Below are 23,620 nucleotides of genomic sequence, written 5' to 3'. Positions count from 1 at the left end.
ATGCCTGACACCCACGCCGACTACCGGCTGAGCCAGCTCGACCAGCTGGAGGCGGAGTCGATCCACATCTTCCGGGAGGTGGCGGCGGAGTTCGAGAAGCCGGTCCTGATGTTCTCGGGCGGCAAGGACTCCATCGTCATGCTGCGCCTGGCCGAGAAGGCCTTCCACCCGGCGAAGATCCCGTTCCCCGTCCTGCAGGTCGACACCGGCTACGACTTCCCCGAGGTCCTCGACTGCCGCGACTCCTGGGTCGACCGTCTGGGCGTGCGCCTGGTCGTCGCCTCCGTCGAGCAGGCGATCGCCGACGGCGTCGTCGTCGACGACGGCAAGACCAGCCGCAACCGCCTGCAGATCGGCACCCTGCTCAACGCCATCGAGACCGAGGGCTTCACCGCCGCGTTCGGTGGCGGTCGCCGCGACGAGGAGAAGGCCCGCGCCAAGGAGCGCGTCTACTCCCACCGCGACGAGTTCGGCCAGTGGGACCCGAAGATGCAGCGCCCCGAGCTCTGGAGCCTCTACAACGGCCGGCTCCACGAGGGCGAGCACATGCGGATCTTCCCGATCAGCAACTGGACCGAGCTCGACATCTGGGACTACATCGGTCGCGAGGGCATCGAGATCCCCTCCATCTACTACTCCCACCAGCGCCGCGTGTTCGAGCGCGACGGCATGCTGCTGAGCGAGTCGGACTTCAACCCCACCCGCTCCGGGGAGACCGTCGAGGAGCGCACCGTCCGCTTCCGCACCGTCGGCGACCTGACGCTGACCGGCTGCGTGGAGTCGAGCGCGTCGACCATCCCCGAGATCATCGCCGAGGTCGCCATGTCCACGGTCACCGAGCGTGGCGCCACCCGCGGCGACGACCGGTTCTCCGAGGCCGCCATGGAGGACCGCAAGAAGGAGGGCTACTTCTGATGAGCACCACCACCCAGGAGAGCACCGCGACCAACATGGACCTGCTGCGCTTCGCGACGGCCGGCTCCGTGGACGACGGCAAGTCGACCCTGATCGGGCGCCTGCTGCTCGACTCGAAGTCGATCTTCTCCGACCAGCTCGAGGCCGTCGAGGCCACCAGCCAGTCGAAGGGCTACGACTACACCGACCTGGCGCTGCTGACCGACGGCCTGCGCTCGGAGCGCGAGCAGGGCATCACGATCGACGTGGCCTACCGCTACTTCGCGACGCCGCAGCGCAAGTTCATCATCGCCGACACCCCCGGCCACGTGCAGTACACGCGCAACATGGTCACCGGCGCCTCGACCGCCGACCTCGGCCTCGTGCTCGTCGACGCCCGCCAGGGCCTGACCGAGCAGTCGCGCCGCCACGCGGTGATCCTGTCGCTGCTGCGCGTCCCGCACCTCGTGCTGGCCGTCAACAAGATGGACCTCGTCGACTTCGACCAGGCCACCTACCAGCGCATCCACGACGAGTTCACGCAGTTCGCGACCAAGCTCAACATCCCGGACCTCGAGGTCATCCCGATCTCGGCGCTCCAGGGCGACAACGTGGTCACCCGCTCGGAGAAGATGGACTGGTACTCCGGTCCCACGCTCATGCACCACCTCGAGAACGTGCACGTCGCCTCCGACCGCGACCTGATCGACGCACGTTTCCCGGTGCAGTACGTCGTGCGGCCCAAGTCCGACGCGCACCACGACTACCGCGGGTACGGCGGCCAGGTCGCCGGGGGCGTGCTGAAGCCGGGCGACGAGGTCGTCGTCCTGCCCTCGGGGATGACCTCGACGATCGAGGGCATCGACCTGTTCGACCGCGAGCTCCACGAGGCCTTCCCGCCGATGTCGGTCACCGTGCGTCTCGCCGACGACGTCGACGTCTCGCGCGGCGACATGATCGCCCGCGTCAACAACGCCCCGACGCCGACGCAGGACATCGACGCGATGATCTGCTGGATGACCACCACCCCGCTGAAGCCGCGGCAGAAGCTGGCGATCAAGCACACGACCCGCACGGGCCGCGCGCTGGTCAAGGACATCCAGTACCGCCTCGACGTCAACTCGCTGCACCGCGACCAGGAGACCAAGGAGCTCGGGGTCAACGAGATCGGCCGCGTCCAGCTGCGCACCACGGTGCCGCTGCTGTGCGACCCGTACTCCAAGAACCGCACCACCGGCTCCTTCATCCTCATCGACGAGGCCACCGGCGTCACCGTCGGCGCGGGCATGATCAACGACCGCACCTGAGCCACCCGTCCCGGCCCGTCCGGGCGCGCGTACGACGGCCCGTCGTCCCCTCGTGGGGCGGCGGGCCATCGCCGTTCGCGCGTCAGGGGCGTCGGGGGGCGTCGGGGGGCGTCGGGGGGCGTCGCGCGACGCTCTCAGAAGGTGAGACTCCCCCGGCAGACCTGACCGGAGTCGCCCCGGGTGGCCCGGAAGACGATCCGGTCCGGACCGGCGGCGTCGCCCGTGCGCCGCTCGACGGAGAACGACCCGCTGGGTCCCGTCGTCGTCGCGACCCCGCCGGCGACGCGCTCGCCGTTGCGACGGATCACCCAGCGCCAGGTCTGCCCCGACCGGTTGCTGTCGACCTCGCCCTCGACCTCGAGGCCGCCGTCGTCGGTCTTGACCTTCAGGTCCCAGCGCGCGGCCCCCGGTCCGCTGCAGGAGCCGCTGCGCTCGACGCGGTCGTCGCCGGCGATCGCACCGGCGCCGGGGGCGAGCGCGACGCCGAGGGTGACCAGGAGCGCCGAGCCGGCGAGGGCGGCGGAGCGGACAGCCCGGCGGGGCCGTCCGGTAGGAGGGCGGGCGGCGGCGTGCGTGGTGGGTGCAGTGTCGGACATGCGGGCCTCCGGGGCTTGGGGGACGGTCTGGTCCCCCACCGTTGTCGGACCGCCCGTCCGAGCGCCAGACGGACAATGGTCCTAGCACCTCGACGCCACCCCGTCCTCGACAGCGTGTCGAGGTTTACACCAGAAGTCTGCACAGGACGGAGGGGCCAAACCGGGGTCGGACGGGGTACTGTCATCGTGAACCACCCTCGATCGGGCGGGACCCCATGGACCCTCAGCTCTGGCAGGCCCTGAGCGGCGGCGACCGACACCAGTCGCTCACCGCCGTGAAGCGGCTGCGCGCCGCGGGCCTGACCGCCGACGAGATCATCCAGGGTCACATCCTCCCGGCCCAGCGCGAGGTGGGTCATCTCTGGCTCACCGGTGCCATGTCGGTCACGCAGGAGCACGCCACCACCGCGGTCAGCGAGGGTCTGGTGCGCTGGCTGGGATCGTTCAGCGACCCGCCCGAGCAGGACCGTCCGCTGGTCGTCGTCGCCTGCATGGAGCAGGAGTGGCACTCCCTGCCGGCGCTCGTCGTCGCGGAGCACCTGGTCGCGGCCGACCACCGCGTCAGCTACCTCGGCCCCTCCCCCGACCCCGGCGACATGCTCCGACAGGTCCTGCGGCTCAAGCCGCGTGCCGTGCTCTTCAGCGCCTCGCTCACCTCGGCGCTGGCGCGCCAGAAGCGGATGCTCAACCAGATGCACTCGCTCGGCCTGCCGATCATCGTCGGCGGCCAGGGGTTCGGCGACGACCCCCGACGCGCGCTCGCGCTCGGTGCGACCGCCTGGGCGAAGGACCCGGCCGGGGCGGTGCGCCTGCTGCGCGAGCTGCCGCTGCGCGGCGACCGCTCCCCCGTCGACGACCCCACCCCCTCCGACGACGACGCCTACTGGATCGAGGAGCACCGCGCCGAGCTCGTCGCCCACGTCGTCACCGGCATGCACCGCGTCGCCGTCTTCCCCGACGCGCTGTGGGAGCGCTCCCGCGACTGGCACGCCGAGCTCACCGGCCTCACCGACCACCTCGTCGGTTGCCTCTCGGCGTCGCTCGTGACCGGTGACGAGACGATCCTGCTCGAGGCCCACGCCTGGCTCGCCCGCGTGCTGCTGGCCCGCGGCGTCGACGGCACGCTGCTGGTCGAGGCCTGGTCGCTGCTCGCCGACACCCTCCGCGGCCACGCCCTCGCCCGCGGCGCGGTCGCCGCCGCCGCCGGCTACGCGGACGAGGCGATCTCCGCCGCCTCCGAGTCCGACGGCGGCACCCCCGGCGCCCTCTGGACCCTCTGACCCCTGCTTCGCCACTGGTCGAGCAGCGGACGAGCGCCGACGACTCCGCACCCACCGCTGGTCGAGCAGCAGACAAGCGCCGGTCCACCGGTGGTCGAGCAGCGACCGAGCGCCAGTCCCACCGGTGGTCGAGCAGCGACCGAGCGCCAGCGAGGGAGCGTCCGTCGAGACCCCCCGGACGCCGCGCCGACTACCCCTTCTTCGGCGGCAGCGGCACAAAAAACGACACTCGGCGCTGGTAGTCCTGGAACGCCGGGCGGTCCTGCATCCGCCGCTCGGTGCGCTTGGCGCCGGTGGCGAAGACCAGGAAGTAGCACATGGCGGCCGGCGCGGGCAGCGTCGTCCAGGCCGGCGGGGAGGCCGCGGAGGCCACCCACGCGCCGACCCACACGCAGGAGTCGCCGAAGTAGTTGGGGTGGCGCGAGTAAGCCCACAGACCGGTGTCCAGGACGTCGGGCCGCTCGTCGCGGTCCCGGGCCATGAAGGCCTCCTTCTGCCGGTCGGCGGTCGCCTCGATGGCCGTGCCGGCCACCATCAGCGCGATCCCGGCCGGGAACAGCCACCGCCGCGCCGACGCCGGCAGCGTGCTGGCCGCCGCGAGCTGGATCGGCGCGGAGACGAGCAGCTGGGCGACTCCCTGGGTCACGAAGACCTTCCGCACGACCTCGGCCGGGCCTGCGTCGCCGAGGTACTCGGTGTAGCGCTGGTCCTCCTCGTCCTTGGACCGCACGCTGGCCAGCGTGTGCTTCGCCAGTCGCGCCGCCCACGCCGAGGTCACCGCAGCGAGGGTCCAGCGGCGTACGGGGTCGCCCGAGCCGAGCGCGGCGCTGGTCACGGCCGCGACCCCGAGACCCGGACCCCAGATCGGGTCGACGTAGTCGCGGCGACCGTCCCGCAGCGCCTTCACCGCCGTGGCTCCCTGCAGCGCGGCGATCCCGGCGGCGCTGGCCGCCACGATCCGCCTCAGGTTGCTGGTGTCCACGCCCATGACCGCTCCTCCTCCTGGGCGCGTGCGCGCCCTCCCCGACTCGTCCGTCGACCCTAGCGAGCCGCTCCGCGACCGGTCCCGCCCACAGGGACCCTCGCCTGCGTCCCGCCCGGGAACACCTGCTGTCACCGGGCGGTTCGCCCTTCGACCACGGGCACCTCACCGATGAGTCCGGTGTCCCCGACTGGTCCTAGGTTGGGCGGACGAGAGGGAGGGGTGCGGATGGCGCAGCCAGGAGCAGGTACGACGGGTCCCGCGGTGGTCGCGGAGGACCTGCGCAAGACGTTCGGCAAAGACGTGAAGGCGCTCGAGGGCGTCTCGCTGGAGGTCCAGCCAGGCACGGTGCTGGGTCTGCTCGGGCCCAACGGCGCGGGGAAGACCACGACGGTCAACGTGCTCACCACGCTCCTGCGGCCCGACTCGGGTCGTGCGGTCGTCGCGGGCGTCGACGTGCTGGCCGACCCCGCGGAGGCGCGGCGCCGGATCGGGCTCGCCGGTCAGTACGCCGCCGTCGACGAGATGCTCACCGGCACCGAGAACCTCGAGCTCGTCGGCCGTCTCAACCACATGGCCACGAAGGACGCCCGCACCCGCGCCACGGAGCTGCTGGACCAGTTCGAGCTCTCCGACGCCGCCGGCCGGCCCGCCAAGACCTACTCCGGCGGCATGCGACGACGCCTCGACCTGGCGGCCGCCCTCGTCGCCCGTCCCCCCGTGCTGTTCCTCGACGAGCCGACGACCGGGCTCGACCCGCGCAGCCGCATCGGGCTGTGGGGCGTCATCGAGCAGCTGGTCCGCGACGGCACGACGCTCCTGCTGACCACGCAGTACCTCGAGGAGGCCGACCGCCTCGCCGACCGGATCTCGGTCATCGACCACGGGCGGGTGATCGCCGAGGGCACCTCAAGCGAGCTCAAGGCCACCCTGGGCGCCGCGGTCGTCGAGGTCCGCCTCGACAGCCCCGAGGAGGCCACCCGCGTGCAGCAGCTCCTGGCCGAGCGCGAGGCCACGGTCGAGGACGACCTCGTCCGCGTCCCGGCGCCCGACGGCACCCGCACCCTCGCCGACGTCGTCCGCACCCTCGACGGCGCCGGGATCACCGCCCGCGGCCTCGCCTCCCGCGAGCCCAGTCTCGACGACGTCTTCCTCTCCCTCACCGGCCAGGCCCCCGACGCAGACCAGCAGGAGCAGCCCGCATGAGCACGACGACGAGCACCTCGAAGGCCGGCGGATCGGGCAGCTCGCTGGTCTGGGCCCTGAAGGACACCCAGGCCATGGCGACGCGCAACCTGCGCCGCCTGATGCGCCAGCCCGAGCAGGTCGTGTTCAACCTGGTCAGCCCGCTGATGTTCGTGCTGCTGTTCCGCTACGTCTTCGGCGGCGCGATCCAGGGCCTCGAGGGCATCAACTACGTCAACTACCTGATCCCCGGCATCGCCGTGCAGACCGTCCTGTTCAGCGCCGGCGTCACCGGCTTCGCGCTCGCCGACGACATGCAGAAGGGCTTCGTCGACCGGCTGCGCTCGCTGCCGATGTCGCGCTCCGCGGTCTTCGGCGGTCGCGTGTACGCCGACTCCATCAACAACGCCGTCGGCCTCCTGGTGCTGCTGGCCACCGGCTTCGCCGTCGGCTTCCGCCCCGAGAACTTCCTGGGCCTGCTGCTCGCCTGCGTGCTGCTGCTGGTCTTTGCCCTGGCCGTCAGCCTGGGTTACGCCCTGATCGGGCTGACCGTGCGCTCCGCGGAGGCGGTGAACGCCGCGACCTTCCCGATCATCTTCCCGCTGACCTTCGCCTCCTCGGCGTTCGTGCCGGTCGCGACCATGCCCGACTGGCTGCAGGGCTTCGCCACCCACCAGCCGGTCAGCGTGGTCATCAACGCCGCCCGCTCGCTCATCCTCGGCGACTCCGCCACCGCCGCCCAGCGCGAGGTCCTCCTCGGCGGCTCCGACACCACCAGCCTCGTCCTGCAGTCCCTGGCCTGGACCCTCGGCATCGCCGTCATCTTCGGCCTGCTTTGCACTCGGAAGTACCGCGCTCTGGGGCGCTGACCCCGAGTGCCCCAGCCGTGGCACATCCAGCGCCGAGAGGGGACGGACCGCGACGAGTCACTTGTTCAAAACCGACAGCCAGCCTGCGAGTTAACGACCGTATGTCACCGCTGTCCCTCTCCGTGCACGCCCTGACTCGCTGAGCCGAGACGCGGACTGTCTACCGCCGCGCCAGGACCTAGAGTGTGCCCATCAACGCGACTATGGGGAGTCCGGGCAGGATGTCAGCACATCGAAGCGGTCGAGGCGCAGAAGATACTTGCGTCCAAGAGCGAGAACTCTTGTGACCCGGCCCCACGATTCGTCCCCGAGGGACTTTCTTCGCAGAGTACCTCGCGTAGCGGGCATCTATGCGGCCTCAATCGTGGCCCTGCTTGTCGGCGAAGTTGTCCTCGCTACTGCTGTTCAACCCGAGTCATTCGGGTCGTACGCGCTAATTCGCAATGCACTCCCCTTGGTGGTGGCCCTTGGTCTCCTGGGGTTCGATCAGGCGCTTACCCGCGAGGCAGCGGCCGCCGCCTACTTCCCACGCTTCGGGCTCAGAGCGTTGTGGGTCAGCGCGCGAGCCGTAACCCTCGGCGCCATTACAGGCCTAATCCTCTGGAGCTACCTGGACCTTGGATTGTCGTACGCGGCCGCGCTCGTCGCTGCCACGCTCGGTGTCGCCGTATCGACGGTGGTGTCCGGTGTCCTGCGGGCAGCCAGCTATGACTCTAGGGCCGCTTTCGCTCAGCAAGGCCACCGTCTCCTCACCGGCTTAGGTTTGGTGTGCTTCTCGGGCCTGTTGACAGCAAACACTGGCGGTTACCTACTTGCGGGCAGCGCGCTAGTCGTAGCCACCCTTTCTCTCTTCTGGTCAGCCAAACTTCTCAGCCCAAACCTGACTTCGCCCATTCAACAATCCACCGTTGGACGACTTGGCTATGCGTTCGCGTTGGGGATGCTCACGTTGGCAGCAACAGACTGGGTCGATCAGTTGCTCGTTGCGCAGCAGGCCGACCTGGCCGCAACGGGGATATATAGTCAAGCCAAACTCGTTGCCGTTTACCCAATGCTGTCGCTCGGAAGTGTTCTGGGATTCTTGGCGCTTCCCTGGGTCGCCGCAAGGCGCGACGAGATTTCTGCCCAGATTGCTGCAAAACTGTTGTTCGTAACGGGGGGCCTGGCAGCAGGCCTGGGACTACTAGCCTTTCCCATTGCACTCGGTGGAGTCAAGCTTATCTTTGATATTCAGCTTGATGCATGGACCGTGTCGTTCTTCAGTATTTACGGAGCGGTACGACTTTTCTACGTCGTCCCTAGCGCGCTGAGCGGAGGCCTCTGCTCGCCTCCCCAGCTTGGCGCCTTTGGCGTGTGCACCCTGATTACTCTGCCAGCTCAGATCGGGGCCTTCCTCCTATTCCTGCCCGCCGGAACTCTCACCGCCGCGATCGCTGGTTCACTCCTGGGCATAACAATCCGAACCGCTTTGGCCATTCTGTTTACCTTCAAAGCAATTGGGGCCCCTCGGTCATGAAAAGCGCACGATCAAGTCGCCAAGCTCAGCGAGTCCTCGTCCTGTCGATGGCACCCCGCGAATTTGCCACGCGAACTCGCAAGGCGGCCAAGTCTTATGCGGAGCTGGGACCCGTGATCTTTCTGTCCCTTCAGGGAGTTGGGCGCACAGGGAAACGCGTCTCACCAGGGGTGACGCAGGAAGGGAATGTACGTTTCCACGCCGTCCGTGTGCGCAACCCACGTACCCGATCAGGATTGCTAACCGTAGCTTGGAACGTCGCATTTTCTTACGTCCCAGCCCTCATGCGCATGGCCCACCGAGCACTGAAAAGCCCGGCAGCAGTGGTTCACGTCACTGGAACCGCTTTGGCGCCGCTCGCACTGTTGCACAAATGGCGGCATGGATCTCACATTGTTCTTGATGTCAACGAGAGGCCTGGGTCCTCCGGCAATTCCGGTTCCGCCTTCGGGATCGCCGCGCGACTCGAACCACTTACGCTACGGATACTTCGTCGACAGGCTGAAATAGTCACGGTGGTCTGCAGAGGGCATGCCGACATTCTTGAACGTCACTACGGTTTTCGAGATATTCAAGTGGTTGTTAACGGCCCCCTTCGCTCGTGGGCCGGGAACTTCGCGGCACCGTCGCAGTCACCGCAAGAACGCCTGAGAATTGTGACCATTGGTACGGTTTTTGAGCATCGCGCTTTCGAAATGATGATCGATGCCGCCTCGATGGCCGTTGATAGCGGCGCCCGGCTGAACCTGGATATTTACGGATCTGGCTCGGACGAGTACGTCAACACCCTTCGAGCGCGGATAGAGCGAAACCGAGCGACCGACATCATTTCTCTGCATGGGCCGCTTGACAACAGTCGCGTTGCAGAAACGTACCGGCGGGGGCATATTGGGCTCGCTCTTTACGAGCCCTCGCAAGACAACAACGATTCCCTCTCGAATAAGCTGCTGGAGGTCGTATCTAGCGGGAGGCCCGTTCTCGCCGGCAACTTGACCGAGAATCGACGATTCATTGAAAAGTATGACGTGGGCATACTCGTCGACGTGAATGTCGAGAGCCTGTGCGCAGAGCTCATCAAGTTGGCGCAAGAAAAGCCCTCGACCGAGTGGGCCGCCCACTGCTTCGAGGTGGGCCAAGCCGAGCTCGTCTGGGAGCAAAACTTTGAGGCTGTGCTGACGCGGGTCAGGTCCAGCACAGTGACTGCGGCGCGCGGATGACGGAAGGCATGGCCTTGACGCGCTCCCTAGACGCAACGGCTAGAGCGTCCGGGGTTCCCGACACCTCGGCTCGATTCGATCACATTCAAGGATTGCGCGCCGTTGCCGTGCTACTGGTTATTGCTTACCACGCGGGCTTGCCACTCTCTGGGGGCTTCGTGGGGGTAGACGTCTTCTTTGTGATCTCCGGGTTCGTCATATGTCGAATGCTGCTTGCTGGTCTGAAAGAATCCGGGACGTTGCGTTTAAGCGTTTTCTACGCCAGGCGCATCACCCGACTTATACCCGCGGCTGCAGTTATGATCGCGGTGACGCTTTTGGCAAGCGCAGTGCTGCAATCACCCATTGGCGCCCAAACTGATACCGCAATCGTCGGTCTCGCGGGATTGCTCTGGGTCGCAAATCTTGCACTGCTGGTCGTGACGGGCGGTTATTTTGACGGCCCCGCAGAAGGCATTCCGTTGCTGCATATGTGGTCTTTAAGTGTTGAGGAGCAGTTTTATCTGGCTTTTCCAGTGGCCATATTGGTCGTCTGGATTCTTGCCCGCTGGCGTCACAGAGAGCCGCGAACCGCCGTTCTCATCTTTATCATCGGGCTAGCAGTCATCTCACTTCTTTTTCAGCTCTGGCTCTCGTTCCTCTCGCCGACGGGGCCTTTCGATCCCGTAAGTGCCGCCTTCTATCTCGCACCGGCTCGCGCCTGGGAGTTCTGCGCGGGGGCTCTTATCGTCTTCTTCGAGGAACGGCTTCGGGGAGTTGGGGCAAAGCGCTCAACCGCTCTAGCGTCTATCGGCGTCGGCGCTTTGATCACCGCAGTGCTGATAACTGACTCATCGAGCAATTATCCCGGCTGGCACGCCACTGTCCCTGTCACTGCAACAGTCCTCTTGCTCGTGTCGGGTTTATCCAACCCTCACTCGCCGCCTCTCAGGGTCTTGTCTGCGAGAACCTCGGTGAAGATTGGAGATCTTTCTTACAGCCTCTACCTCTGGCATTGGCCGTTCATTGTGTTCGCCACACTTCTTTACCCCGATGCGGTTGTTGCTCCACTGATTGGCGCTGCCGTCGCTTCAGTCCCTGCGTGGCTGAGCTTTAAGTTTATTGAGAATCCGCTGCGACGTAGCGCCCGGGAGAGGGGCCGTGCACCACACTTTTTGCTGACCTTGATGATTGCCATACCGCTGGCACTCTCGCTCGCGGTCGCAATTGGCAGCCAACGTTCTTGGGGTATCGATTCGGTCGCAAGAACCCGCGCGGCTGTTGAGGCTTCGCCCGCCGGTTACGACATCGGTTGTCATACCACAACTCCAATTCCCGACCGCGACTTGACCCCGTGCACATTCTTGGCGAGTCCAAGGCTGCCAACTGTTATCCTCATGGGTGACTCAAATGCTGGTCAGTACTCCGATGGCTTGCTCCCCGGAGTAGGCGATGGGCAGTACAATCTAGTTCTGGCTACGGCTAATGGTTGCCCGCTGGTCGATGTTGACATCGAAACTAGGGGCCAAGTAAACGAGGCGTGTGCAGGGTATGTGACTGGCGCACTCAACTGGCTCCGAACCCAACAGCCGCGTCTTGTGCTCCTCGGTGCTGCAAACGAGGCCATTGCGAGCAGCGACGTCGTCCTGCACGACCCGCAGTCCGGCCAGACGGCGACCACGCCTTCCGACAAAGCCAAACTGTGGGCGGCAGGCTTGAGAAGGGTGATCTATAGCGTCGAAGCGAGCGGTCACCGTGCCGCCATCATCGGCACGATTCCGCACTTCACCAACGGCGACGGTGGCTGGTGGAACCTTGATCAGTGCACTTTTCTCCGTCTTGCTTCTGACCAATCGTCGTGTGCTCAGGAGGTTTCGGTGCAGTCAGAGAGGTTGCGGCAAGGTCGTGCCCTTGCTTCCGAGCGTTCAGTTGCGCGCGGGGCATCGGTGTCACTCTTGGACCTGACCCGACTGATCTGCCCCGAGAATATTTGCTCCACGCTTCGTGGTGGCAATTGGATCTACAGGGATGGTCTCCACTTATCTGTCCGAACTAGCTACTCGCTCCGCGGGGTTCTCAGTGAATTTGTCGCGGACGTGCTAGCTCAGCCCTCGATGGCAGGACGAAGTAACGCGGTGCCAAGAGTTGGCGCAACGGCACCTGAAGTTGGTGCGGAGTCATCGTGACGTGGCTGGCCATCCTGGTGGTGCCTGTATTCGTCGCCTACTACCTCGGAGTTATACAGCGAACCGGATTGTTTACAGCCGACAGTCTGTTCGTCTACTTGCAATTGCTTATGTTCCTTGGGTCCTTGCCGCTTCTGGACAGCATCTATGGCGCCGCGGACAGCATCCATGGCTACGTGATGGCATACACGCTAGTGGCCTACATGTGTGCGAGTGCTCTGGTCCAGTGGTCTTGGAACTCTGGTCAACGTTCTCCGAGTATTGAACGCAGATCTATTACATCTTTCCGGCCCGGCGCAAAATTCTTCATTTGGCTAGTGATTTCCGGTGTTGTTGTCGTTGTATATTACTCGGCGGTCGGTTACAGCGCTTTCTTCTCCGGGCTTTCAGGCCTGATCTCGGGCCAAGAACAAGATGTTGCTACGCTTCGTCTTGAATCCTATGCGGGCTCCCGGTACTTATTCCCAGGGTATGTGAACCAATTCAAGAATGTCTTATTCCCCGCGTTAGTAGTAGTGCTTGTCGCGTACTGGGGTCGATCCACAAAGAATCGGCGCCTAGTATCAGGAGTGTTGGTGCTGGCCGCAATTTTCAGTTTGCTCGGAACCGGGCAACGCAGCCCTCTCGTGCTCTTTGCAATTGTTCTTGCGACTTTCGCGTATCTCGTTTCGGGTCGCAGAGTGACGGGCAAGACAGTCTTTGCCGTTTTTTTCGTTTTTGTTCCTGTCATTACCCTTGCTACCGCCGTTCTTGGCCGAAGCGGTGCGGGGAACTCTAGCGTACTCGGACTTTTGGGTGAGTTCCTTCAGCGCATCTTAGCTTCCAACCAAACCTCGTCCGTCGTTGGTTGGCGATACATTTACCGCCGGGGACCGCAAGAAACTTTCGGCGGGGAGTGGCTGGAATCGCTTCAGGGACTGCTTCCTGGTTCGGCCGGAAGCACTCTTGCTAATGAGATCTTCGCTGTTCTCTATGGCAGTGATCGCGGCACATCTCCCCCATCACTTTGGGGTTCGATCTACTATAACTTCGGCTACTCTGGCATTGCTGTGGCCCCGGTCATTCTTGCCATGATTTTTGCTGGTGTGACCCGCCTCGGCACACGCTCTAAAGAGCGAAACACGCTCGAGTTGATCGGCATTGCGGGTGTTTTTGCGACCATTGGAACGTGGGTCGCGGGGACGCCTGTATACCTCTTGAATACTGGTATCGCCGTCTATGCGGTTGTGTGGGTGATTGGGTCCCGTCAATCTCTGACTGCCGACCCGTTTGGTGATGCTAAGGGGTTGTCGCGTCGGCGTCGAAGTCGACGGCCACGGCCACGGCCACGACCACGGCCACGACGCATCGTCGCAGCAAACGACATTCATGCTGAGTGATTTCGTCGACAATTGCCTGTAATTCGAGTTCTTGTTTCACCAATACTCGATAATGCCTGAAGTATCCGGCGACATGCGCTTCCTGATGAACTCGATGCTATTGCGTGAAAAGGTTGAGCAGAAGGTGCACTAAGCGGCGTAATCTAGACGAGAGATTGCAAGACACTCCTTAGCCGATCTGCCATCATCGTACGACTTTGATTACTCTCGAGCCAACGCGCCCCACTCTCGCCAACCTGGTTACGCTCCCGAGCAGTCATCGCAGAAACCTTCTTGATACCTTCTGCCAGGTCCGCCGTCGGACAACTCCACCCTGCAGCTGACGATGCGACCAAGTCCCCAATCCGTCCCCGATTGTTTGTGAGGACGGGAAGGCCCGCTGCCATGTAGTCGAACACCTTATTGGGGCTTATCGCGGTTTGAAAAAGATCGACATCCGCGAGGATGTGAAGACCCAAGTCAGCAGCGGCGAGCAGCGCTGGCATCTCCGACTTCGGTACTGGATCCATGAACCGCACGTTTGTGAGGCCATCGTCGGTCGCGCGTCGGATCAGCTGCTCCTTCTCTAGGCCGCCGCCGACGAGGACGAGGTCAATTTCCTCCGAGCCGAGTTGCCGCGCAGCGTCTAGCAGGGCTGCGAGGTTGTTGGCTGGTCCGTGAGCACCGGTGTAGACCGCAGTGAAGCGCGTGAATTTGTACGTGGCGCGCAGTTCTTGGCGCTCAAAGGCCCCCACGGGCTCGTGTCGGTCGGCGCCGTTCGGGATGAACTTGATCTTCGACTCGGGGAGGCCACGGCTTAAAAGGCTTTCCTCGGTGCCTTCCGCCATCGTGACTATCGCGGCAGCTCGGCTATAAAGGAACGATTCCAGCGCCGACAGCGCCCGGTAGATTGTCGATTGTTCGTCAAGCGAGCCCATGTCGACAAGTACTTGAGGCCAGAGGTCCCGAACCTCCATCACAAACGGTTTGCGCTTGAGGAACGACACCCCCCATGCTGCGGCCGCCGCAAGCAGGTGGGGTGATGAACCGTAGACGAGGTCGACATCTTCCTGTCCCATGCCCGTTACGAAAGCGCGACCAGCGTAGGCAGCCCAATTGACGACGCGACGGGGTCCGTTGGAGCTAAAGGTCGGCACCGGGACCAGGGTGAGACCCGGCTCGCTCGTCATTCGCTCGCCCGTCTGAGGGTTGAGGTCGGCGGCGACGATAAGGTGGTCCCAACCGGTTAGACGTCCGAACAACTCAACGTGCCGCGTCCCGCCAGCTTGCCCCGCTCCGACGGCGAAGTGGTTCAGGACCAGCACACGACGGTTCTCAGGCACCGCGAATCTCCAACCGTTGGGCGTCCTCGGAGCCCGTGACATCGACGACGACCCCGTCCTCCCGCCAACTGATTTGGAAAACCCGACCGTCCGCGGACACGGACCCCTCGGACTCGACGGCTCCCCGGGACCGTCCGGCTGACCAGGTGAACGCCGAGCCGTCCAGGACGCACGCCGACCACGGGCGGGGCTCCCACGCACCGTAGGTCGGGCTGAACCATCCGCGGAAGGGCTCCTTGGCGCCGGTCACTTCAACACCGTCCAAGTCCAGTCCCTCGGCGTGAGCGCCGCGCGGGACGTTCATGACCCAACGCGTGGTCCCGTCCCCGGTCTGTTCGACGAAGTCGACCACTAGCACGCCCTCGGCGGACACCTCGACCACCCGCGCGACACGCCCGAGCCCGAGCCCGACGAACGCAGCGTGCACCGAGAGCACGGTGGTTCGCCCTGGACCCTCGTCAACGACGCGCGACGGCTCAAAACCGCGCATCCATCGGAAGGCGCGGTGCGGGCCCAGCTGGTCCTCGCCGTCCGGGCGCCACACCGGATGAGCGGCCGACGTGCGGAACCCGTTCCGCACATTGAGCGGCCCGTTGTACGTTCCGGTGCCCGGGTCCTCCGTGACCCAGCGGTCTCGCGACCTGATCCAGACCGACCCCACGTCAGCGTGCTGGTGTGACGGCCCCGTGCCCGTCTTGACCCAGACACGCCAGTCCCCGTGCTGGACGACGTCGAAGCCTCCCGTCCGGCGGTGGGCGCCGCCAGGGGTAGCGCGGTCGACCGGGGCCGGGGTAGGGGTTTCCGCTGGCGCCAGGTACCAGCACACCTCGTCGTACCGGCCGTGGTCGCCTCCGAGGGCCTCGCCCGAGGCGACGAGGGCGGCCGTCGTCGATCCGGCGACTGATCCCGCCGGGGAGGAGTCCGCGAGGACTCGGCCTTCGTCCCAGTCCCCGAACTGGGGGACGGCGCCGTCCAGCACACCGAGGTCACGCATGGAACGACCGGCCCCGTGGAGCGCCCGGCTCACCTCTGCCGGGACCGATCCCAGGAGCGACCGGACAAGGAGCATCTCCATCACGAAGCGGTGGTAGGAGAGGGAGTCCTCGATCATCGACCCGTCGTCACGCATGTGACGCGACAGCTGCTTGAGGAGGAGCGCGTCGCCGATCCGTGCCCAGCGACGGGACCCGCGGAAGTCGGGAAACATCCGGGCGAGCACGACCAGCCCGAGTCCGTCCCCCAGCAGGTGGTTGTTCTTCATGCTGCTGACCGTGTACGGCAGCTCGACGAGGATGTGACGGGCGCTGGCCACGAGCTGGTGGTCCATCCGCGCACGGACGTCGGCGTCGATCTCGCCGTCCAGCAGGCTGATGACCTGGGCCCAGGAGATCGCACGGAGGGCGAGCTCCAGGCTTGAGTACCAGTGCACGCCCCTCTCGGGACGGCACTGTGCGAACCATGCCCGCAGCATCGCGTGCAGCTCATCGAGCCACGGGCCGTCGGGGTCCAGGACAGAGGCGCGTGCCAGGACCACCAGGTCGCGATGGCGACCGGCCTCCCACACCCACTTGACGTCCGAAAGTCGAGCACCGCTCCGGATGTCGATCTGCCACCAGGGGGTCGACTCCGGCCACACGTTCCCCGAGAGCGGGTCCACGTTCCAGGGCGCGTGGACACCGGTGGGCACCCGGGTCCCGAAGACACGGACGCCGCTGGCGAGGATCTCGGCTGCGTCCGCCAGGCACCGGTCCCTGGCCGCGTCGGAACGCGGTACCGCGCTGCCGAGGCCGATGGCGCGCGAGCGCGCTCCGCGGTCCGGCACCTCCCGAAAGAGCAGCGTGTGTCCGCCGCTGCGCTTCGAGAGCTCATACGCCGCCCGCAGCGGGGCCGAGCTACCTAGGGCTCGCAGGTCGCTGACAGCAGTGCTCAGCCTCACTGGAACGGGTCCGCCGAGACGCGCAGGTCAGGGCGGACCACGTGCCCGGTGCTCAGGGACCTGGCAGCGGCCAGGCTCGTCGCCGTGCTCGTGATCGTCGCTCGCAGGTCGGCGTCGTCGACCGCGGACGCGAGGGACTGCTGGAACGCGCGCAGGTTCTCGACGTGTCCCTTGCCGGACGACGGGAGCTTGACGTCCTTGCCGTCGACCACCACACGAGCGAAGTCGTCCACGACCACGCTACGTCCTCGGCCGAGGATCTCGAGGCGCTCCTTCGTCGTCGCCGGGTGCGGGTGCTCGGCGTAGGTGATGCTCGCCAGCGAGCCGTCAGGGAAGCGGAGGGTCACGGCCAGGTCCTCCTGCAGGAGGGTCTCGGCGCGCCGGGAGCCCAAAGCCACGACCTCCTCGGCGGGCTGACCCACGATCCAGGCGGCGAGGTCGATGAAGTGGCAGACCTCGCCGAGCAGACGTCCGCCCTGCCGGCGGTCCTTGTACCAGTGGGCGTCCGGGAGCCGTCCCGCACTGACCCGATAGGCCAGGACGAGCGGGCCGCCGTCCCGGCCGAGGGCGCGGCGGGCCTCCACGACGGCCGGGCTGTGGCGTCGGTTGAACCCACCCCACAACTGGCCGTCGCCGGAGGAGAGCGAATCGACGACGTCGTCCAGCTCGTCCTCAGACAGCGCGAGCGGCTTCTCGACGAACACGTTCTTGCCGGCGCGGAGCGCCTTGCTCGTGATCTCGGCGTGCGAGTCGTGCCGCGACAGCACGAAGATCGTCCCGAGCGCCGGGTCGGACACGAGGTCGTCCACCCCTGGGACCACCGTGGCGATGTCGTGGCGCTGCGCGAGGTGCCGGGCGCTGAGACCACCCGTCGAGGTCACCGCCGCGATGGACATCCCCACCGACTTCATCGCCGGGACCAACGTCATCTTGGCGTAGTTGCCCGCACCGACCAGGCCGATGTCTCCCGACGAGGCCGACCGAGGACGGAGCTCGACGGTCCCGCGCGACACCGCAGCCGGGTCGTAGGTGAACTGCACCGCCAGAGCGCGGTCGTCCGCGCTGATCGTCTCGTAGGCGCGCTCGTGGTCCGTGATCGGGAAGGAGTGGGTGACCAGGTCATCGACAGTCAGACGACCCCGCGCGACCAGGTCGAGGAACGCCTCGATGTTGCGGCCCTCGGTCCAGCGCACCTGGCCGACGGGGTAGTCAACGGCGTACTCCTCGTACGAGCGCTCGTAGCGCCCGGGGCCGTAGGAACGGGCGAACCGCAGGTCCACCTCCTTCAGGTAGAAGGGGGTGCGCGACAGCTCGAGGCCGACGTCACCGACGACGACGACGACGCCGCGGTCCCGCACGCGGTCGACGGCCAACATCACCGGGTCCGACGACTTCGTGGACGCCGTGACCAGGACGGCGTCGACCCCGCGACCGCGGGTGCGGTCGAGGATGGCGTCCGTCGTCGCGGCACCAGACTCCTCGAGCCCCAGACCACCGGCGGCGGTCACCATCTCTGCCGTCCAGGCGCGCAGGTCCACTCCGATGACGTCGTACCCGGCGGCCAGGGCGAGGCGAGCCGTCAACTGGCCGACCAGGCCCAGGCCCACGACGAGCACGCTGCCCCCCGGGTCGACCCCGGCCTGCCGGATGCCCTGGAGCGCGATGGCTGCGACGGCCCCGAACGCGGCGGACTCGTCCGAGACGCCGTCAGGGACCGGGATGGCGAGCAGCCCGGGCACGGCCTGGATCTCCGCATGACCGGCCGACGCCGTGGCCACGCGCATGCCGGGCGTGATCCCGGAGACCGCGTCGCCCACCTCTATGACCTCGCCGACCGCGCTGTAGCCGAGGGGCATGTCCTCGTCGAGGCGGGTCCGCACGGCCTGCACGGTGTTCCGGAGCCCCTCGGTGCGGGCCTTGCGCACAACCTGGCGCACCAGGTCGGGACGTGCCTTGGCCTTCTCGAACAGGCTCGCGCTGGCCAGCTCGCGCACGGCCTTCTCGGTGCCCGTCGACAGCAGTGAGCGCCGCGTCGAGACCAGCACCTCGGCCGGCCCTGCGGTCGGGGAGGGGACGTCGACCACCTGGAGGCTGCCGTCGCCGATGGACTGGACGATCTGCTTCACGAAGTCCTCTCGAGGGGGTTGGTCGCGGCCTTGAGCAGGCCTCGGGTGTCGACGACCTGCTTGTCACGCAGGTCGGCGAGCGTCAGGTCCATGAACGCCTGGTGGTCGACCAGGAGGAGGACCACATCGGCCGCAGCAAGCGCCGTACCGAGCGGGGCGAGCGAGACGGAGTCCCGCCCTGCCAAGGACGGCGGCAGGGCGTCCACGTGGGGCTCGACGGCGAGCAGTCGGGCGTCGGGCAGGGCCTCGTCCAGCAGCTCGACGATCTGGATCGCAGGGCTCTCCCGCAGGTCGTCCACGTTGGCCTTGAAGGCGAGCCCCAGCACCGCGATCGTGGAGTCGGGCTTGGCCAGGGAGACGGTCTGGGCCACGACGGCGTGCGGGCGGGCGTCGTTGATCTCCCGGGCGGTCCGGATGATGCGGGACTGCTCCGGGGCCGCCGCCACGATGAACCAGGGGTCCACGGCGATGCAGTGGCCGCCAACACCCGGTCCAGGCTTCAGGATGTTCACCCGCGGGTGCTTGTTCGCGAGGTCGATGACCTCCCACACGTCGAGGTCGAGGTGGTCGCAGATCCCCGCCAGCTCGTTGGCGAACGCGATGTTGACGTCCCTGAACGAGTTCTCCACCAGCTTGGCCATCTCGGCCGTGGTGGCATCGGTCAGCACGATCTCGCCGCGGCAGAACAGGGAGTAGACCTCGGCAGCGCGCTCCGCGCACGCGCGGGTGATCCCTCCGACCAGACGGTCGTTCTCGACGATCTCGACCATGATCCGCCCGGGGAGCACCCGCTCCGGGCAGTGCGCGACATAAATGTCGTGCCGCCCCTCGCCCTGGTGCGGGAGGGACAGGTCCGGCCTCGCCGCCGCGATCCACTCGCTGACACGGCGCGTCGTGCCCGGGGGTGAGGTCGACTCGAGGATGACGACGTCACCGGCCTTCAGCACGGGCGCGATGGACTCCGCCGCGGCCTTCACGTAGGACAGGTCGGGGGCCTTGCCCGCGTCGCTCGGGGTGGGCACCGCGAGCATGAAGGCGTCGGCCGAGGGGACCTCCGTCGTCGCCCGCAGGGTGCCCAGCGCCACCGCACCGGCGACGGCAACGTCGAGGTCGGGCTCGACGATCGGGACCTTGCCCAGGTTGATGGCGTCGACGACGTCCCGCCGGACGTCGATCCCGGTGACCGACACCCCCTGCGTCGCGATCGCAGCGCTGGTCGGCAGGCCGATGTAGCCCAGGCCGACGACGACGATTCCGTTGTCGAACATGTTCAGTCTCCGTGGTGGTGGGGGTCGAAGTCGGGTTCGCGGTCTCCGAGACCGAAGTGGTGGGCGATCGCGGCGACCGATCGCCGGGCCGCGACACCGTCGCCGTACGGGTTCACCGCGCGAGCCATGGACGCGTGCACCTCGACGTTCTCGATCAGCTCGCTCAGCGCATCGGCGACGACGTTGGTGTCCGTGCCGACCAGGCGGACCGCACCCGCGTCCACGGCCTCCGGCCGTTCGGTCGTGTCCCGCATGACCAGGACCGGGGAGGCAAGGCTGGGGCCCTCCTCCTGCACACCTCCCGAGTCCGAGAGGACGAGATACGCGGCCTTCATCACGTGGCAGAACTCGTGATAGTCCAGCGGCTCGCACAGGAGGACCCGGTCGAGACCCTCCAACGTGTCGCGGACGACGTCACGGACGACGGGGTTCCTGTGCATGGGCACCACCCACCGCAGCTCGGGGTGCTTCTCGGCCACCCGTCGGACGGCGGTCATGGCGTTTCGCATCGGCTGGCCCCACGACTCCCGGCGGTGGGCTGTGACCAGGACGAAGCGCTCCCCGCTCGACACCATCTGCGCCACTGCCGGTTCGGTGTAGGTCGGCTCCTGCTGGATGGCCTGCATCAGGGCGTCGATAACGGTGTTGCCGGTTACGGCGATGCTGGCCGGCGACGTGTGCTCTTGGGCAAGATTCTCCCGGGCAGACGGGGTCGGCGCGAGGTGCAGCGCGGCCACCCGGCTCAGGAGCTGGCGGTTAGCCTCCTCAGGGAACGGGGCGTCGAGGTCGTAGGTCCTTAGACCCGCTTCGAGGTGCACCACGGGGATGCCCTGGTAAAACGCCGCGAGCGCCGCGATGAAGGCGGTCGAGGTGTCCCCCTGGACCACCACCGCATCCGGAGCGTGCTCCCGCAGCACGGGTTCGAGGGCGGCAAGCGACGCGACGGACAATTGCGTGAGGCTGGCGCCCGGTCGCATGAGGTCGAGGTCGGCCACGGGCTCGATCCCGAACAAGGTGTTGACCTGGTCGAGCATCTCCCGGTGCTGCCCCGTGACCACCGGCACCACGGTGAAGCGGTCGTCGGCCATGAGCGCACCGATCACTGGCGCAACCTTGATGGCTTCAGGCCGGGTCCCGTAGACGACCATGACTTTTTTCATTCTCTTTTTCCTTGCGTCAGTGGACGGGCGGGAACTCCGACGACCGTGGTCGCTGCCGCCACGTCCGTTGTTACGCAGGCCGCGGCACCGACGAGCGCGCCAGCCCGCACCCGGAGCCGGTTCAGCACGACCCCCTGGACTCCCACCAGAGCGTCGCTCTCGATCACGCAGTCGCCAGAGATAGATGCGCTCGGGTTCAGGCTGACGAAATCGCCAAGAGTCGTGTCGTGGCCGACTGTCGCGTTGGGGTTGACATGGACGTGCCGCCCGAGGCGGATGTTGGTCGTGAGGCGCGCTCCGGCGCAGACGACCGTCCCCGGGCCGAGATCTACCTCTGAGCCCAGCGTGGCCGCGGGGTGAACGAGGGTGGCCGCGGACCAGCCAGCGCTATCGAGACGGCCGGCGATACCGCGTCGGACGCTCGGCGATCCGATGCCGATGACGTACTGCGCGCCCTTGACCGAGGCGAGGGCCTTGTCGAGGGTTCCGAGGTAGGTAATCCCCCGTGTCGCGAGGCGAGCGAGGTTCAGCTCGCTCGGCGAGTCGTCAGCGACACCGACGACCTCCCAACGGGGCGCGCCAGCGACGTCCGTCATGGCGTCTGCGACGTCGATCGTCTCGCGGCCGAATCCACCGGCGCCGACGACCAGCAGTCGATCAGGCACGGCGACCACCGAGCCCGGCGCCCATGAACTCCGCCATGGTCACGCCGCCGGCGTCGGCGATCCCGTCGCGCTTGGCGACCCTGAGCAGTGTCCGCACGAGGATGCTGACGTCAAGGCGGAGGCTGCGACGGTCGACGTACTCGACGTCGAGGGCGAACTTGTCCTCCCAGGTCAGGGCGTTGCGGCCACTGACCTGCACGAGCCCGGTGACTCCGGGGCGCACCTCGTGTCGCCGGGCCTGCTCGGGGGTGTAGCGGTCGAGGTAGGAGACCAGGAGCGGGCGAGGGCCGACGAGGCTCATGTGGCCGCGGACGACGTTCCACAAGGTGGGCAGCTCGTCCATGCTCGTCGAGCGCAACCGCTGCCCGAACGGTGTGAGGCGGTCGGCGTCGGTGACGAGCCCGCGAGCGGGGTCGACGTCGGTCATCGAGCGGAACTTCACCAGCTCGAAGATCTCGCCGTCCTTCCCGGGGCGCTGCTGGCGAAACAGCACGGGCGAGCCGAGGTTGCGGCGCACCAGCAGGGCGACGACCGCGGTGACGGGTGCCGTGACGACCATCAGGGCCAGGGCCCCGATGAAGTCGATCAGCCGCTTCGGGCCGTCGTAGGCGCGCCTCACGCGAGGGCCTTCCCGAGGACGTCGAGGACCTCGTCGAACTGCGCCTCACCCATGCCGGAGCCCGAGGGGAGGGTGAGCCCCCGGTCGAAGAGCCGCTCGGCGGTGCCGTCGAGCGTGGACGAGTGGTCGGCGTAGACCGGCTGCAGGTGCATGGGCTTCCAGACCGGGCGGCTCTCGATGCCGGCGGTCAGGAGTGCCTGGCCGACGTCGCGTGCCGTCGTGCCCGCGTGCTCCGGGTCCACGACGAGCGCGGTGAGCCAGCAGTTGTCGTGGGCGTCGTCGGCCGGGTCGTCGGAGCCGAGCACGCGTACGCCGGGGCGGTCGGCGACCAGCTCGCGGTAGCGCCGGCGCCACTCGCGGCGGCGGCCGATCATCACGTCGAGGCGGCTGAGCTGGGCGCGGCCCATGGCGGCGAGGATGTTGGAGAGCCGGTAGTTGTAGCCGATCTCGGTGTGCTCGTAGTGGGGCACGGCCTCGCGGGCCTGCGTCGACAGCTTGCGCACGTGCGCCGCCATCGCGCCGTCGTCCGTGAGCAGCATCCCGCCGCCGGAGGTGGTCATGATCTTGTTGCCGTTGAACGACAGGACGGACGCGTCGCCCCAGGCGCCCGCCGGGCGCCCTCGGTGGGTGGCGCCGAAGGACTCGGCGCTGTCGCAGAGCAGCCTGGCGCCGGCGGACTCGGCGATCTTGGTGACCGCGTCGAGCTCGACGCAGCGGCCGAGCAGGTCCACGGGCACGATCGCGGGCACGCGGCGCCCGGCGGCCTGCAGCTCCTCGACCGCCCGCGCGAGCAGGTCGACGTCGATGTTGCCGTCGTCGGACCGCGCGTCGACGAAGTGAGGCTCGGCGCCGACGTAGCGGATCGCGTTGACCGTGGCGGCGAAGGTCAGCGTGGAGACGGGGACGACGTCGCCCGGACCCACGCCCCAGGAGACGAGCGCGAGGTGGAGGGCGGCGGTGCCGGACGCCAGCGCCACGGCATGGCCGACGTCGACGCGCTCCGCGACCTCGGCCTCGAAGGCGTTGAGGTCCGGGCCGGCCGGGGCGACCCAGCCGGACTGCATCGCCCGCAGGACGGCCTGCTGCTCGAGCTCGCCGACGTCGGGCGGCGACAGCAACGTGGACAGCACCGTC

Annotated in this window: 19 protein-coding genes; 9 read left to right on the top strand and 10 right to left on the bottom strand. The window is 67.0% G+C overall.

Features of this window, described 5'->3' with window-relative positions:
* Both cysD and ABD158_RS08500 read left to right on the top strand, forming a co-directional pair.
* The gene (gene cysD, locus ABD158_RS08505; protein WP_344006094.1) at positions 1-915 is read left to right on the top strand and encodes a sulfate adenylyltransferase subunit CysD; all 915 of its coding nucleotides are present in this window, start codon (positions 1-3) and stop codon (positions 913-915) included.
* Positions 915-2,201 (top strand): sulfate adenylyltransferase subunit 1, encoded by a 1,287-nt coding sequence (locus ABD158_RS08500; RefSeq protein WP_344006092.1) that lies wholly within the window; start codon positions 915-917, stop codon positions 2,199-2,201. Before cysD ends, ABD158_RS08500 begins: the two co-directional genes overlap by 1 nt.
* A gap of 134 nt (positions 2,202-2,335) precedes the next feature.
* Here ABD158_RS08500 and ABD158_RS08495 read toward each other — a convergent pair whose 3' ends face one another.
* On the bottom strand, positions 2,336-2,797 hold the full coding sequence (locus ABD158_RS08495) for a hypothetical protein (RefSeq protein WP_344006090.1): 462 nt from the start codon (positions 2,795-2,797) through the stop codon (positions 2,336-2,338).
* A 215-nt stretch (positions 2,798-3,012) separates the two neighbouring features.
* On the opposite strand from ABD158_RS08495, the gene ABD158_RS08490 reads away from it, so the two are divergent.
* Positions 3,013-4,077, top strand: a complete 1,065-nt coding sequence (locus ABD158_RS08490) for a cobalamin B12-binding domain-containing protein (protein WP_344006088.1) — start codon at positions 3,013-3,015, stop codon at positions 4,075-4,077.
* Between the two features lie 190 nt (positions 4,078-4,267).
* On the opposite strand, the gene ABD158_RS08485 is transcribed toward ABD158_RS08490, so the two are convergent.
* On the bottom strand, positions 4,268-5,065 hold the full coding sequence (locus ABD158_RS08485; protein WP_344006086.1) for a DUF1295 domain-containing protein: 798 nt from the start codon (positions 5,063-5,065) through the stop codon (positions 4,268-4,270).
* A gap of 222 nt (positions 5,066-5,287) precedes the next feature.
* On the opposite strand from ABD158_RS08485, the gene ABD158_RS08480 reads away from it, so the two are divergent.
* From ABD158_RS08480 to ABD158_RS08455, 6 genes are all read left to right on the top strand, one after another.
* Entirely contained in the window at positions 5,288-6,265 is a 978-nt protein-coding gene (locus tag ABD158_RS08480) for an ATP-binding cassette domain-containing protein (RefSeq protein ID WP_344006084.1), read from the top strand.
* Positions 6,262-7,113, top strand: coding sequence for an ABC transporter permease (locus ABD158_RS08475; RefSeq protein WP_344006082.1), 852 nt, complete (start codon positions 6,262-6,264; stop codon positions 7,111-7,113). Before ABD158_RS08480 ends, ABD158_RS08475 begins: the two co-directional genes overlap by 4 nt.
* Before the next feature lie 364 nt (positions 7,114-7,477).
* Positions 7,478-8,629 carry an oligosaccharide flippase family protein gene (locus ABD158_RS08470; protein ID WP_344006080.1) on the top strand — a complete coding sequence of 384 codons (1,152 nt, stop codon included), beginning with the start codon at positions 7,478-7,480 and terminating at the stop codon, positions 8,627-8,629.
* A 113-nt stretch (positions 8,630-8,742) separates the two neighbouring features.
* Entirely contained in the window at positions 8,743-9,846 is a 1,104-nt protein-coding gene (locus ABD158_RS08465; protein ID WP_344006078.1) for a glycosyltransferase family 4 protein, read from the top strand.
* Between the two features lie 8 nt (positions 9,847-9,854).
* Positions 9,855-12,011 carry an acyltransferase family protein gene (locus ABD158_RS08460; protein WP_344006076.1) on the top strand — a complete coding sequence of 719 codons (2,157 nt, stop codon included), beginning with the start codon at positions 9,855-9,857 and terminating at the stop codon, positions 12,009-12,011.
* A complete protein-coding gene (locus tag ABD158_RS08455; protein ID WP_344006075.1) occupies positions 12,008-13,390 on the top strand; it encodes an O-antigen polymerase in 1,383 nt (460 codons plus the stop codon). Before ABD158_RS08460 ends, ABD158_RS08455 begins: the two co-directional genes overlap by 4 nt.
* A 143-nt stretch (positions 13,391-13,533) precedes the next feature.
* Here the strand turns inward: ABD158_RS08455 and ABD158_RS08450 are convergent, their stop codons facing one another.
* From ABD158_RS08450 to ABD158_RS08415, 8 genes are read right to left on the bottom strand one after another with little or no spacing between them, the layout of a single operon-like run.
* Positions 13,534-14,712, bottom strand: a complete 1,179-nt coding sequence (locus ABD158_RS08450; RefSeq protein WP_344006073.1) for a glycosyltransferase family 4 protein — start codon at positions 14,710-14,712, stop codon at positions 13,534-13,536.
* Positions 14,705-16,648 carry a heparinase II/III domain-containing protein gene (locus ABD158_RS08445; protein ID WP_344006071.1) on the bottom strand — a complete coding sequence of 648 codons (1,944 nt, stop codon included), beginning with the start codon at positions 16,646-16,648 and terminating at the stop codon, positions 14,705-14,707. The genes ABD158_RS08450 and ABD158_RS08445 overlap by 8 nt, the downstream gene beginning before the upstream one ends.
* Positions 16,645-18,774 carry a bi-domain-containing oxidoreductase gene (locus ABD158_RS08440; protein ID WP_344006069.1) on the bottom strand — a complete coding sequence of 710 codons (2,130 nt, stop codon included), beginning with the start codon at positions 18,772-18,774 and terminating at the stop codon, positions 16,645-16,647. Before ABD158_RS08440 ends, ABD158_RS08445 begins: the two co-directional genes overlap by 4 nt.
* The gene (gene wecC, locus ABD158_RS08435) at positions 18,771-20,042 is read right to left on the bottom strand and encodes a UDP-N-acetyl-D-mannosamine dehydrogenase (protein WP_344006068.1); all 1,272 of its coding nucleotides are present in this window, start codon (positions 20,040-20,042) and stop codon (positions 18,771-18,773) included. The genes ABD158_RS08440 and wecC overlap by 4 nt, the downstream gene beginning before the upstream one ends.
* A gap of 2 nt (positions 20,043-20,044) precedes the next feature.
* Complete coding sequence (gene wecB, locus ABD158_RS08430) at positions 20,045-21,202, bottom strand: non-hydrolyzing UDP-N-acetylglucosamine 2-epimerase (protein ID WP_344006066.1); 1,158 nt, start codon at positions 21,200-21,202, stop codon at positions 20,045-20,047.
* Positions 21,199-21,867, bottom strand: coding sequence for an acetyltransferase (locus ABD158_RS08425; RefSeq protein WP_344006064.1), 669 nt, complete (start codon positions 21,865-21,867; stop codon positions 21,199-21,201). Before ABD158_RS08425 ends, wecB begins: the two co-directional genes overlap by 4 nt.
* On the bottom strand, positions 21,860-22,486 hold the full coding sequence (locus ABD158_RS08420) for a sugar transferase (RefSeq protein WP_344006062.1): 627 nt from the start codon (positions 22,484-22,486) through the stop codon (positions 21,860-21,862). The genes ABD158_RS08425 and ABD158_RS08420 overlap by 8 nt, the downstream gene beginning before the upstream one ends.
* Complete coding sequence (locus ABD158_RS08415) at positions 22,483-23,616, bottom strand: DegT/DnrJ/EryC1/StrS family aminotransferase (RefSeq protein ID WP_344006060.1); 1,134 nt, start codon at positions 23,614-23,616, stop codon at positions 22,483-22,485. Before ABD158_RS08415 ends, ABD158_RS08420 begins: the two co-directional genes overlap by 4 nt.
* Positions 23,617-23,620 lie beyond the last annotated feature (4 nt).

This window comes from Nocardioides lentus, from assembly GCF_039529515.1.
GTDB lineage: Bacteria > Actinomycetota > Actinomycetes > Propionibacteriales > Nocardioidaceae > Nocardioides > Nocardioides lentus.
Note: the sequence above shows the minus strand (reverse complement) of the source record. Positions and strands in the feature narration are given on the sequence as shown.